This window comes from Roseateles sp., assembly GCF_039595295.1.
GTDB lineage: Bacteria > Pseudomonadota > Gammaproteobacteria > Burkholderiales > Burkholderiaceae_C > Roseateles.
This window is the reverse complement of sequence record NZ_JBCNLU010000008.1, coordinates 28,833-41,709: the sequence shown is the minus strand read 5'-3', so window position 1 is coordinate 41,709 and position 12,877 is coordinate 28,833. Positions and strand designations below refer to the sequence as shown.

General features: G+C 70.0%; 9 protein-coding genes. 5 read left to right on the top strand and 4 right to left on the bottom strand.

From position 1 onward, the window contains the following. Window positions 1–4: 4 nt before the first annotated feature. A complete protein-coding gene (locus ABDW59_RS08245; RefSeq protein ID WP_343629171.1) occupies window positions 5–1,489 on the top strand; it encodes an N-acetylmuramoyl-L-alanine amidase in 1,485 nt (494 codons plus the stop codon). A gap of 16 nt (window positions 1,490–1,505) precedes the next feature. Here the strand turns inward: ABDW59_RS08245 and ABDW59_RS08240 are convergent, their stop codons facing one another. From ABDW59_RS08240 to ABDW59_RS08230, 3 genes are all read right to left on the bottom strand, one after another. Then, entirely contained in the window at window positions 1,506–1,991 is a 486-nt protein-coding gene (locus tag ABDW59_RS08240) for a hypothetical protein (RefSeq protein ID WP_343629169.1), read from the bottom strand. A gap of 246 nt (window positions 1,992–2,237) precedes the next feature. After that, window positions 2,238–5,684, bottom strand: coding sequence for a PDZ domain-containing protein (locus tag ABDW59_RS08235; protein ID WP_343629167.1), 3,447 nt, complete (start codon window positions 5,682–5,684; stop codon window positions 2,238–2,240). A 158-nt stretch (window positions 5,685–5,842) separates the two neighbouring features. Next, the gene (locus ABDW59_RS08230; RefSeq protein ID WP_343629166.1) at window positions 5,843–6,493 is read right to left on the bottom strand and encodes a DedA family protein; all 651 of its coding nucleotides are present in this window, start codon (window positions 6,491–6,493) and stop codon (window positions 5,843–5,845) included. 185 nt (window positions 6,494–6,678) lie between these two features. On the opposite strand from ABDW59_RS08230, the gene mutL reads away from it, so the two are divergent. Genes mutL through miaA form a run of 3 tightly spaced genes read left to right on the top strand, consistent with a single transcriptional unit; the run spans window position 6,679 to window position 11,379 of the window. Beyond that, on the top strand, window positions 6,679–8,727 hold the full coding sequence (mutL, locus tag ABDW59_RS08225; RefSeq protein WP_343629165.1) for a DNA mismatch repair endonuclease MutL: 2,049 nt from the start codon (window positions 6,679–6,681) through the stop codon (window positions 8,725–8,727). A 49-nt stretch (window positions 8,728–8,776) separates the two neighbouring features. Continuing rightward, window positions 8,777–10,393 (top strand): pseudouridine synthase, encoded by a 1,617-nt coding sequence (locus ABDW59_RS08220; protein ID WP_343629164.1) that lies wholly within the window; start codon window positions 8,777–8,779, stop codon window positions 10,391–10,393. A 26-nt stretch (window positions 10,394–10,419) separates the two neighbouring features. Continuing rightward, the gene (gene miaA, locus ABDW59_RS08215; protein ID WP_343629163.1) at window positions 10,420–11,379 is read left to right on the top strand and encodes a tRNA (adenosine(37)-N6)-dimethylallyltransferase MiaA; all 960 of its coding nucleotides are present in this window, start codon (window positions 10,420–10,422) and stop codon (window positions 11,377–11,379) included. Window positions 11,380–11,409: 30 nt separating this feature from the next. Here the strand turns inward: miaA and ABDW59_RS08210 are convergent, their stop codons facing one another. Continuing rightward, complete coding sequence (locus tag ABDW59_RS08210; RefSeq protein WP_343629162.1) at window positions 11,410–12,042, bottom strand: hypothetical protein; 633 nt, start codon at window positions 12,040–12,042, stop codon at window positions 11,410–11,412. 175 nt (window positions 12,043–12,217) lie between these two features. Here ABDW59_RS08210 and ABDW59_RS08205 point away from each other — a divergent pair, with 175 nt between their 5' ends. Further along, window positions 12,218–12,877: an ABC transporter ATP-binding protein gene (locus tag ABDW59_RS08205; RefSeq protein ID WP_343629160.1), complete on the top strand. Its 660-nt coding sequence runs from the start codon at window positions 12,218–12,220 to the stop codon at window positions 12,875–12,877.

Genomic DNA, 12,877 nt, shown 5'->3' with positions numbered 1-12,877 from the left:
CCCGATGACCTCGACCCGAGCCAAGGGAAACCTGCCCGCCCCCATGACCGGCACGCCCAAGACCCCGTCCCACGAACGCCGCAAGGCGCTGCGCCGCATGGGCGCCGTCGCGCTGAGCTTCCCGGTGCTGCCGGCCCTGCCCGCGCTGGCCGCGAGCAGCGCCTCCATCGTCGCCGTGCGGGTCTGGCCCGCGAGCGATTACACCCGCGTCACGCTGGAGTCGGACCGTCCGCTGGCGGCCAAGAGCTTCATGGCGGCCAACCCGGATCGGCTGGTCATCGACATCGACGGCTTGGAGCTCAACCCCAACCTGCGCGACCTCATCGGCAAGGTGAAGCCGGACGACCCCTACATCGCCAGCGTGCGCGTCGGCCAGAACACACCGCGTGTCGTGCGCATCGTGCTCGACCTGAAGCAGGCGGTGGCGCCGCAGGTGTTCACCATCGAGCCGGTCGCGGCTTACAAGAACCGGCTGGTGCTCGATCTTTATCCCACGCAGGAGCGCGATCCCCTTCTGGATCTGGTCCGGGGCAAGGAAGCCGCCGAGCGCGCCGCCGCGCACGAGGTCAACGACGCGCTGGGAGAGTTGATCGGCCGCATCGACCGGCCACAGACCGCGGCCTCGATGGCGGAGAGCGCCGCCAGCGCCGCGACCGCGCCGCCGCCCAAGAGCGGACCGCTGGTCGCCCAGACCACGCCCCCCGTCACGCCCGCCGCTCCGCCCGCGCCGCCGCTCAAGGAAGTCGCGCCGGAAATGAGCCAGACCAAGCTGGACCGGCTGATCGTGATCGCGATCGATCCGGGGCATGGCGGCGAGGATCCCGGCGCCATCGGTCCGAGCGGCTTGCGCGAGAAGGACGTGGTCCTGGCCATCGGCAAGAAGCTGCGCGACCGGTTGAACACCAATCCCCGCATCCGCGTGATGATGACCCGCGACGCGGATTTCTTCGTCCCGCTGAACGAGCGGGTGCGCAAGGCGCGCCGCGTGCAGGCCGACCTGTTCGTGTCCATCCACGCGGACGCCTTCATCACGCCCAAGGCGCGCGGCGCCTCGGTCTTCGCGCTGTCCACCAGCGGGGCGAGCTCCACCGCCGCGCGCTGGATGGCGGACAAGGAGAACGCGGCCGACGTGATCGGCGGCGTCAACAGCAAGGTCGTCAAGGACGAGGGCGTGCTGCGGGCGATGCTGGACATGAGCACCTCGGCACAGATCAAGGACAGCCTGAAGCTGGGTGGAGAGGTGCTGGGGCAGATCGGCAAGCTGGCCAAGCTGCACAAGGGCAGCGTCGAGCAGGCCGGCTTCGCGGTGCTGAAGGCGCCGGACGTGCCGTCCATCCTGGTCGAGACCGCCTTCATCTCCAACCCGGAAGAAGAGTCCAAGCTGCGCGATCCCGCTTACCAGGACGACCTGGTCAAGGCGCTGGCCACGGGCATCGCGCGCTACTTCGCGAAGAACCCGCCGCTGGCGTCGCGGCATCGCGCGCTGTGAGCGCATCGCCGATCCCTCAGGACGCCCTGCTCTTCTGAGCCGGATCGGGCCCGCGCTCCGCCTGCGCGAGCCACAGGATCAGATCGACGCGCAGCCGCCGCGCGCTGGGGGTGCGGGCGCTGAGCATGTCCTCCATGTACTGCTGGATTTGCCGCTCGTAGCGGCGGATCTCGAAGGGCCGTCCGATGGTCTTCGCGAGACCGCGCGCGACAGGCTGAAGCGCGCAAGCCCACGCGGGCGGCGCTTGTTCGGCAACGACCGCCACCTCGGGCGAGCTCTGCGCGTCATCGGTGACCGCCTGGGCGGCCGCGTCGACGAGGACTTCAATGCGCTCGTTCTTGTCGGGAAGCGCCATCCCTTCCACGAGTTCGACCTCCACGGGCTGTGGCGCTCGCTCGGACTCATCGGATAACCGGTCGGCATCCCTGTCGGATTCCGCTGCCGCGGGCTCAACGCGCTGATCCATCTTGACCTCCAGATTGATCCTCAGACGCGACCACATGGCGTCTGACGAGCGATCGATGGTAGGCAGCCAAAGCCGGCTTGAGGGGGCTTCTCCCCCATTAACGCGGCGCCTCCGCCTTCGGGGGGAGGGGCGTCAGGCAATGGAAAGCCAAGCTCATTTCAAGAGATCGATGCCGCGCGCGAGCTGTCGGGCTGAAGCACCGCCCAACGAAAAACCGGGGCGCAGTTCACAGGGCCCCGGTTTCGTTCGATCAGTTCGCGCCGATCAGCGCATTCGCTCGGCTCACTTGCCGACCTGCGTCGGCATCGCCGGCGCCGTCGTGCGTTGGATCGGCTTCCAGGTCTTCAGCCGCTCCATCACGTTCGCGACCGCCGCTTCCAGCTGCACGTCGCGACCCGCGTTCACCGCCACCGGATCGAGGTCCACATCGATGTCCGGCGCAACGCCTTCGTTCTCGATGTGCCACTCGCCTTCGGGCGTGAAGAAGCGGAAGAAGGGCACGACCAGGAAGCCGCCGTCGATCAGCGACGGATTCGCCGAGATGCCGATCAGCCCGCCCCAGGTCCGCTTGCCGATCAGCGGACCCAGGCCCGTGCGCTTGAACGCGTAAGGCATGAAGTCGCCGCCCGAGCCCGCGTCCTGGTCGATCAGCATGGCCTTCGGACCGTAGATCGCGCCGGCCGGCGTGTCGTAGATCAGGCCGTCGCGGTCCTTCCAGCTGCCCAGGTAGGCGCGGTTCAGCAGCTCGGTGACGTAGTTCGCCGCCTGGCCGCCGCCGTTGCGGCGGTCGTCGACGATCAGCCCCGCCTTGTCGACCTGCGCGAAGAACATCCGGTTGAAGTGCTGGAAGCCCGGGCCCGCCGTGTCAGGCATGTAGACGTAGGCGATCTTGCCGCCGCTCAGGCGGTCCACTTCCTGCCGGTTGTGATCGATCCACCACCACTGGCGCAGACGGCCCTCGGTGCCGGTCGGCTCGACCGTCACCTGGCGCGCGCCCTGCCCGTTCGCAGTGGCCGACACCGTCAGCTGCACCTGCTTGCCGACCGTGTTCTCAAGCTGCTGGTACAGGTTGTGCGTCGCGTCCACCGTCTGCCCGTTGACCGCCAGCAGGTAGTCACCTTCCTTGACGCCCAGGCCCGGCGCGTTCAGCGGCGCCTTCAGATTGGGATCCCAGCGGTCGCCCTTGAAGATCTGCTTGATGCGGTAATGGCCGTTCTCGATCGCGAAGTTCGCGCCCAGCAGACCCACCGGGACGCGCGCTTCCTGATGCACGTCGCCGCCGCCCACGCGGTTGTGGCCGACCTGCAGCTCGCCGATCATCTCGACCAGCAGATCGTTCAGGTCCTCGCGGCGCTGCACGCCGGCCACCAGCGGCGCATAGCGCTGGTAGACGCCGTTCCAGTCCAGCCCATGGAGCTTGGGATCGTAGAAGTACTCCTTCTCCATCCACCAGGTCTCATCGAAGATCTGCTTCCACTCGGCGCGCGGGTCGATGCGCACGCGCAGTCCCGCCAGATCGATGCTCTTGGTGTCGATCTTCTCGCGCGCGTCGGAGATCTCCATCCGGCCGCCGCCCAGGTTCAGCAGGATCTTCTTGCCGTCGGCGCTGATGTGATAGCCCTGCACCTGCGGCTTCACCAGCTTGGCCTTCTTCTCCTCGAAGTCGAAGCGGTACAGCTCGCCCTTCTCGTCATCCCGGCTGCCGACGTCGATCGCGACGCCCGGCTGACGACGCTCGAGGTAGAACAGCGCGCCGTCGTCGGCCACGCCCAGCGAGTCATAGCGCGCCTGCGCCACCGGCAGGCCGACGATGCGGTCCTGCAGGCCGGCGAAGTCGATGCGCACCGGCTTGACCTTGGGCTTGACGTCCTTGGCCTCGTCCTTCCTGCCGTCCTTGCCGTCCTTGGCTTCGGCCTTGTCCGACTTGCCGTCCTTGTCCTTGTCCTTGTCCTTGTCCGCGTCCTTCGCGTCCTTGGCCTTGTCGGCCTTGTCCTCGTCCTTCTTGTCCTTGGACTCCTCGTCGCCGGCCTTGGGCGCGAGCGGCGACTTGCCGTCCGCGCGCAGCACCGCCGCGTAGAGGCCCAGCCGCACCGAGCGCTCCTGCGTCGACATGTCCAGCCCGACCTGCGCCGGCCCGGTGTTGATCGAGGCCGCGAAGAACAGCACGTCGCCCTTGGTCGAGAACACCGGGGCGATGGCGTGGCTCAGGCCGTCGGTAACGGTGTGGCGTTCGCCGGTCTGGAAATCGATGACGCGGATCTGGCTGAAGAAATTCTTGCCGAAGACGTTGTAGGCCAGGTAGCGGCCGTCGGGCGAGAAGCCGATCTCGAAGTCACCGCGGCGCTCGCTGGTGTCGATCTTGACCAGCTTGCCCGACTGCGGGCCGCTCAGCGCCAGCTGGTACAGGTTCAGATGGTTGTCCTGCAGCACCAGACGGGCGCCGTCCGGCGACCAGTCCATCAGCGAGTAGTAGCCGGTCTCGGGCAGCAGGATCTTGCGGGTGGGCTTGTGGGCGGCCTGATCGCCGAGCTGGTCGCGGATCACGACCTGATGGCGCATGCCGGGCTCGTCGGAGACGAAGGCCACTTGCTGGCCGTCGGGGCTCCACACGCCGTCCTTCTCGCGCACGCCGGAGGTGTTGGTCAGGTTGCGCACCACGCCGTCCTTGACCGGCACGGTGAAGATCTCGCCGCGGGCGCTGATCACCACGCGTTTGCCGGTGGCCGACAGCATCGCGTTGTCGATGGTCTTGGACGCGTCCTTCCACTGCTCGCGGGCCTGGTTGCTGGGCTCGCTCAGCGCGATGCTCAGCACGCGCGGCGCGCCGCCGTCCAGACCGATTTCCTTGAGCACGCCGCCCGCCTCGTAGACCACGCGGCCGTCACGGCCGTCGGCGCTGCGTACGTCCCAGACGGTTTCCTTGGTCAGCTGACGCAAGGCCTTGGTCTTGGTGTTGAAGGCGAAGAGATTGGCCGCGCCGTCGTTGCGGTCCGAGATGAAGACCACCTCGTCGCCCATCCAGATCGGGTTCTTGTCGGTCGCGTTGACGTGCGGGATCTGCTCCCAGGTCTTGGCCTTGGGGTCGAGGATCCAGATCGGCGGCGTGGTGCCGCCGCGGCTCTGGCGCCAGCCGCTCACGCCGGCGTAGGCCTGACCGTAGGGCCGATACGCGAGGCGCGATCCGTCCGGCGACCAGACGCCCTCGTAGGCGACGGCCTCCATGACCTTGCGCTCATAGCCTCCCTCGGCGGGGACCTCGTAGAGCTGGTTGCTGCGCGCGTTCAGCACCTCGCGCGCCGAGGCGAACAGCACGCGTTTGCCGTCGGGGCTCCAGCCGGTGACCTGATCGGCCATCGGATGCCAGGTCAGGCGCTTGGGCTGGCCGCCCGAGGCCGGAATCACGTAGACATCGGTGTTGCCGTCGTAGCTCGCCGAATAGGCGATCCAGCGGCCGTCCGGCGAGAAGCGCGGCGCGAACTCGGCCGCGGCATGGCTGGTGAGGCGGCGCGGCTGGCTGCCGTCGCGGTTGGCCACCCACAGGTCGCCGCCGTAGACGAAGGCCAGGCGGTCGGCGGACACGGCTGGCTCGCGCAGCAGCAGGGTCACGGCGGGCGCGGGCGCGGCGGAGGGGGTGGTCGAGGCCTGTTGGGCCAGGGTCGGGCCGGCCGCGATGCCGGCGGTCAGGCTCAGGGCCAGGGTGATGGCCAGGCTCAGGGAGCTGCGTTGCATAGGTGCTTGTGTCCGGGTGGAAGCAAGCGGACCAGCATAGCGGCGCGACACCCCCGTGACGAAGCTCACCCGGCCCTGCCGCGCGCGGGCCGGCTCGGGGTTTTCCCGAGCGGTTGCCGCGGCTTTACACGGCGTTCACAGGCTCTCCCCCGACAGGGTCAGGTCGTGACGGCGGTCTTGCGCGAAGCGCGCCAGCCGCCGTAGATCGCGACCAGGCCGGGGATGATGATCATGGCCCAGATGATCTTGCTCAGATGGGTCTGGACGAAGGGGATGTTGCCGAACAGGAAGCCGGCGACGGTCAGGCCCACGACCCACAGCACCGCGCCACCGACGTTGTAGGCGGTGAAACGGCTGCGGGTCATTTCGGCGACGCCGGCCACGAACGGGGCGAAGGTCCGGATGAAGGGCATGAAGCGCGCCAGCACGATGGTGATGCCGCCGTGCTTCTCGTAGAACTGATGGGCGGCGTCGAAGGCGCGCTTGTTGAAGAAGCGCGACTGCTCCCACTGGAACACCTTGGGGCCGAAGTAGCGGCCGATGGTGTAGTTGCACTGGTCGCCGAGGATGGCGGCCACCAGCAGCACCGCGATCGCCAGCGGCAGGTTCATGACGCCCGCGCCGCACAGCGCGCCCACCACGAACAGCAGCGAGTCGCCCGGCAGGAAAGGCATCACCACCAGACCGGTCTCCACGAACACGATCAGGAAGAGCAGGCCGTAGACCCACATGCCATAGGCGGCCACGAACTCCGCCAGATGGGCGTCGACGTGGAGGATGAAATCGATCAGGAAGTGCAAGAGATCCATGGCGGCGGATTATGGCGGGCGGTTTCCATCTGAAGATGACCCGTTCCGCTTGGAAGCCACCGAATTCTCTGGATCGATCTGAAAGGAAACGGAAGCGGTTCGTATCAGCTTGTCGCGGGGCGGCTCCCCCGAAGTGACGGGGACGACGGGAGGGTCGGGAGCCGCAGCTTCTACAATCGCGCCCCATGGACGACACCCTCGCCCCCGCGGCGCCGCTCGCACCTTCGGCGCCCGGCTCGCTCCCCGGCCGTCGCGCGATCCGCGAGCTCCCCGATGAACTGATCAGTCAGATCGCCGCCGGCGAGGTCGTCGAACGCCCGTCCTCCGTCGTACGCGAGCTCGTCGACAACGCGCTGGACGCCGGCGGCACGCAGATCCAGCTCAAGCTGATCGCCGGCGGCATCCGCAGCCTGATCGTCGAGGACGACGGCCACGGCATCCCCGACGGCGAACTGCCGCTCGCGATCAAACGCCATGCGACGAGCAAGATCGGCTCGCTGGACGACCTGGAGGCCGTCGCCACCATGGGCTTCCGCGGCGAGGCCCTGGCCGCCGTGTCCTCGGTCGCCGAGCTGGCCATCGTCTCCCGCCACACCGGCGCCGCGCACGCCTGGCGGCTCGAGGCCCGCACCGGCGAGCTCAGCCCCGCCGCCCGCGCCCGCGGCACCAGCGTCGAGGTGCGCGAGCTCTTCTTCAACACGCCCGCGCGGCGCAAGTTCCTCAAGAGCGAGGGCACCGAGCTCGCCCACTGCCTGGAGGCGCTGCGCCGCCACGCGCTGGCGCGGCCCGATGTCGGCTTCGCCGTCTGGCACGAGGGCAAGCTGGTCGACCAGTGGCGCGCGGCGCCCCTGCCTCAGCGCATCGCGGAGGTGCTCAACGAAGACTTCATCGCCCAGAGCCGCGAGGTCTTCCACGAGGTCGGCCCGCTGCGCGTGCACGGCCGCGTGGGCCTGCCCGAGGCCGCGCGCAGCCGCGCGGACATGCAGTACGTCTACGTCAACGGCCGCTACGTGCGCGACAAGCTGATCGCCCACGCGATCCGCTCCGCCTTCGACGACGTCCTGCACGGCCACCGCCAGCCGACCTACGTCCTGTTCATCGACGTTCAGCCCGAGCTGGTCGACGTCAACGTCCATCCGACCAAGATCGAGGTCCGCTTCCGCGACGGCCGAGAGATCCATCAGCAGGTGCGCCGCGCCGTGGTGGCCGCGCTGGCGCTGTCGCGCAGCGACGACTCGCAGCCAGGCGCCCCGTCCGCGCCGCAGGATGCGTCGGCTTCCGCTGCCGCGCCCTCGGGCAACGGCCGCGAACGCTGGACCGGCACGCCGGCCTGGGAACGCCCGATGGCCGGCGAGCCTGCCGCCCCGTATCAGCCGCCCGCGCCCTATGACGCGCCCTCGGCGCGCTTCGCCGGGCCCGAGGGCTGGCGCGCGCCGATTCCGACCCGCGCGCAGACGGCGCTGGCACTGGAGCAGGCCGAGGCTCTCTACGCCAGCGCCCCCCAGGGCGGCCTGCCGACCGCGACCGGCGCTGGAGCCGGCCTCGATGCGGCCGCCAGGTCGGCGTACGGTCCCGGCACCGTGTCGCCGTCCGCGTTGGCCGCCTTCGGCACCGCGCCCTCCGGTCCGCTTCCCGCGAGCCAGGCCGGCGAGTGGCCGCTGGGGCGCGCGATCGCGCAGATCCAGGGCGTCTACGTGCTGGCCGAGAACGCCCAGGGTCTGGTCATCGTCGACATGCACGCGGCGCACGAGCGCGTGGTCTACGAGCGTCTGAAAACCGCGCTGGGCGGGACCCGCATCGACTCGCAGCCGCTGCTGATTCCGGTGACCTTTGCCGCCACGCCGGCCGAGATCGCCACCGCCGAGGCGCAGGCCGAGACCTTGCAGCGACTGGGGCTCGACATCGCGCCGCTGTCGGCCAAGGTGCTGGCGGTGCGCGAGCGCCCCGCCCTGCTGGCCGGCGGCGACGTCGTCGAGCTGGCGCGCGGCGTGCTGGCGGAGCTGGCGCAGTTCGACGCCAGCCATGCGATCGAGCGCGCCCAGCACGAGATCCTGGCAACCATGGCCTGTCACGGTGCAGTGCGGGCCAACCGTCAATTGACGCTGGACGAGATGAACGCGCTGCTGCGCGACATGGAACGCACCGAGCGCGCCGATCAATGCAACCACGGCCGACCGACCTGGCGCCAGCTCACGCTGCGCGACCTGGACGCGCTGTTCCTGCGCGGCCGCTGAGTCCACGGACTCAGCCCGCCCACCCCTTTTCACCTGAAGCAGTACCGATATGGCCACGCTCAAACTCAACAAGAACAAAACGGCCGGCCCGGACGGCAAGCCCACCGAGAAGTCTCGCCGCGCGCCCCTGCGCGGCCAGGGCGTGAACAAGCCGCGGCCCACGCTGGCCCAGGCGCAGGCCGACCGTGCCCAGCGCGAGGCGGAGTATCAACAGCGCCGTGCCGAGGAAGGCCGCAACGAGCGCCATCACGGCCAGCGCGACGCGCGCGGCCCGCAAGGACGCGACGACCGCCGCAGCGGCCCGTCCCACCGCGATGACCGCGGCCCGCGCCGTGAAGGCGGCGGCTTCGGTGACCGCGGCGGCAACCGCTACGGCGAGCAGCGCCGCGAAGGCGGGTTCGGCGACCAGCGCCGTGAAGGCGGCTTTGGCGGCGAGCGTCGCGAAGGGTACGGTCAGCGCCGCGAAGGCGGCTACGGCGACCGGCCCGATCGCGGCCCGCGCGAGGATCGCGGCGACTTTGGCCGTCCCGACCGCGAAGGCGGCGAGCGCCGTCCCTTCAACGACCGCCCGCGCTTCGAGGACCGGCCTCGCCATGAAGGCGACCGCCCTCGCCGCGACGACCGCTTCGGCGGCCAGGGCCCGCGTGGCGATCGCCCGCAAGGCGACCGTCCCCGTCATGAAGGCGGCCGTTACGGCAACGACGGCCCGCGTCGCGACCAAGGCTCGCGCTACGGTTCCGGCGGGGGCTTCGGTGGCGGCTCGCGCTACGGCGACGACCGTCCGCGTCGCGGTCCCGACGAGGTCCATGCCCGCGCCGAACGCGAGGAACGCGCCGAGCGCACCGATCGTCCGCGTCGCCCGGAAGGCCCGCGCCAGCCCGCGCCCGAGCGCCTGGCCGACGCCGATGCCGGTGAGCGCCTGTCCAAGCGCATGAGCGAACTGGGTCTGGCGTCGCGCCGCGAAGCCGATGAATGGATCGAGGCCGGCTGGGTCACCGTCGACGGCCAGCCCGCGACGCTGGGTCAGCGCGTCGGCCCCGACGCCAAGATCGAGGTCGATCCCGCCGCCCGCGAACAGCAGGCCCAGCGCGTGACCATCCTGCTGCACAAGCCGATCGGCTACGTCTCCGGCCAAGCCGAGGACGGCTATGAGCCGGCCGCCGTGCTCGTCAAGCCCGAGTCGCACTGGGGCGAGGATCCGGCCAAGATCCAGTGGGCGCCGGGCCATGGGCGCAACCTGGCCCCGGCCGGACGTCTGGACATCGACTCCACCGGCCTGCTGGTGCTGACGCAGGACGGCCGCATCGCGCGACACCTGATCGGCGAGGACTCCGATGTCGAGAAGGAATATCTGGTCCGCGTCGCCGTCGAGAACGGCGATCCCGACCAGCACCCGCAGCATCAACTGGACCCGCGCGCCATCGCGCTGCTGAACCACGGCCTGGAGCTCGACGGTGTCGAGCTCAAGCCGGCCAAGGTCAGCTGGGCGAACGAGGACCAATTGCGCTTCGTTCTGCGCGAGGGCCGCAAGCGCCAGATCCGCCGCATGTGCGAGCAGGTCGGCCTCAGGGTGCTGGCGCTCAAGCGCGTGCGCATCGGCCGCATCCCGCTGGGCCAGCTGCCCCAAGGCCAGTGGCGCTATCTGGCGCCGTGGGAGCGCTTCTGAGCGGCGCATCCCCGGACGGCGTGCACTTGAACGGCAGGGCCTTGACGGGCGCGTCGCTCAGGCCGCTCTGCATCGCGGGTCCGACCGGCTGCGGGAAGACCGCGGCCGCGCTGGCCATCGCGCGCAAGCAACCGGTGGAGATCATCAGCGTCGACTCCGCGCTGGTCTACCGCGGCATGGACATCGGCACCGCCAAGCCCACGCGCCAGGAGCTGGCCGCCGTCCCGCATCACCTGATCGACATTCTCGAGCCGACCGAGAGCTACTCCGCCGCGCAGTTCGTGCGCGACGCGCTCCGGCTGGTCCCGGAGATCCAGTCGCGCGGCGCGCGGCCGCTGCTGGTCGGCGGCACGATGCTCTACTTCAAGGCGCTGTTCGACGGTCTGTCCGAGCTGCCGCAGGCCGATGCCGGGCTGCGCGCGCAGCTCGACGCCGAAGCCGCCCGCGAGGGCTGGCCGGCGATGCACGCGCGATTGGCGGCGCTGGATCCGGAGACGGCGGCCCGCCTCGCGCCGCTGGATTCGCAGCGCATCCAGCGCGCGCTGGAGGTCTGCCTGCTGAGCGGCGAACCGATGTCGGCGCTCTACAAGCGCCAGCGCAGCCAGGGCGTGGACTGGCCGCTGCTCTCACTGGAACCTTCGGACGCCTCGCGCGCCTGGTTGCATCAGCGCCTGGCGCAGCGCTTCGCGCTGATGCTGGAACAGGGCTTCGTCGACGAGGTCCGCCGGCTGCGGGCCCGCGGCGATCTGCACCTGGGACTGCCCTCGATGCGCTGCGTCGGTTACCGGCAGGCTTGGGAGCTGCTCGACGCGAACGAGGTCGCCCCCGACCTCGCCGCGCTGCAGGAGCTGGGCACGGCCGCCACGCGCCAGCTCGCCAAGCGCCAGATCACCTGGCTGCGCGGCATGCCGGCGCGCCGCGTCGTGCCGGCCGAGGCGCCCGATGCGCTCGATCGCCTGATGGGCGCGGTCCGCCAGGCCGGCTGAAGGCGGTGCGAGGCCGCGCACCGCTCCGGCTCAGGTCAGCAGCTCGCCCAGCACCTCGATCATCAGTTTCAGTGTCTCTCCGTCGCAAAACTCAGCCGACATTCCCCGAAAATAGCGCTCGTCCAGCCAGGGCATGGCCGCCTGAGCGCGGTGGACGAGCGCCCCCATCGACTGCACCTGTTTGGGCGTCGGAGGCGTCCAGTCAAGCGCGGCTGCCACATGGGCGCGAACGATCTGCCGGATCAACTGGGTCTCGACGGCGTCGTAGGGCGCGCCGGTGCGGCCATGGGCCTCGCGAAACTGCCGGCGCACCTGCTGCGCCAGATCGCCAATCTCCGCCAGCAGCCAACCGCAGTCCCGCTCAGCGAGTCGCGCGCGTCGCGCGGGGAGCCAGGGTGACGGCTGGTCGCCGCGGGTGCGCAGCGTGAGCATCAGCGCTTGGGCGGCCGCTTCCATCTCCGGCCAGCGCAGCTGGCGCGCGGCGACCTTCTCCCGGATCGCCGGCGCGCTCGATCGCTGGTCTGACCGCGGCAACCAGCGCTCGCCCACCTCGTGTGCGACCTCAACCGCCTTCGCCATCTCGTTCGGGACCTGAGCCTCCCGCTCTGGCGCCACCCAATCCACCGGTTGCGACCAGCGGTCGCTGTTCGCTGTCAAGCGCATGTCAGTTCTTTCGTCGAATGAGGAAAGCCAGTGAGTTGTCGATGGGCGCAGGGTGAGCGCGATCCGACAGCGGAACGTTTCAGACCGTAACGCAGACGCCACAATCGCCGGATTCCGCATTCCGCGCGGCAGTCGTCGACCTCGGGTCGCGCGATTGCCGTGCCTTCGCTTGACGATGGATGTCCCACTCCTCACCGCTACCGGCCTGACCAAACGCTACGGCTCGCACACGCTGTTCGAACGGCTGTCGCTGAACCTGCATCGCGGCGAAATGCTGGCGCTGCTGGGCGAGTCCGGCAGCGGCAAGTCCACGCTGTTGAACGGCCTGGCGGCGCTGGAGCCGCTGGATCGAGGTCAGGTCGTGCTGCAGGGTCGCGACATCCTGGCGCTGGACGAGACTGGCCAGGCGGCGCTGCGGCGCGAGCAGCTGGGCTTCGTGTTCCAGGCCTTCCACGTGCTGCCGCATCTGAACGTCCAGGACAACGTCGGCTTGCCGCTGCTGCTGCAGGGCCGGCCCGATCCGCGGCGCGTCGCGCAGATGCTCGAGGCCGTCGGCCTGAGCGCCCATGCGCGCCACCTGCCGCGCCAGCTCTCCGGCGGTCAGCTGCAACGCGTGGCCATCGCCCGCGCGCTGGTGCACCGGCCGGTGCTGGTGCTGGCCGACGAACCGACCGGCAACCTCGACCCCGAGCACGCCGACCAGGTCATGCGGCTGCTGCGCGAGCAGTTGCGCGAGCAGCAGGCCGCCTGTCTGCTGGTGACCCATTCCGCCCATGCCGCCGAGATGGCGGACCGACGCCTGCGCCTGGAAGGCGGCCGGCTGGTCGAGGCCTGA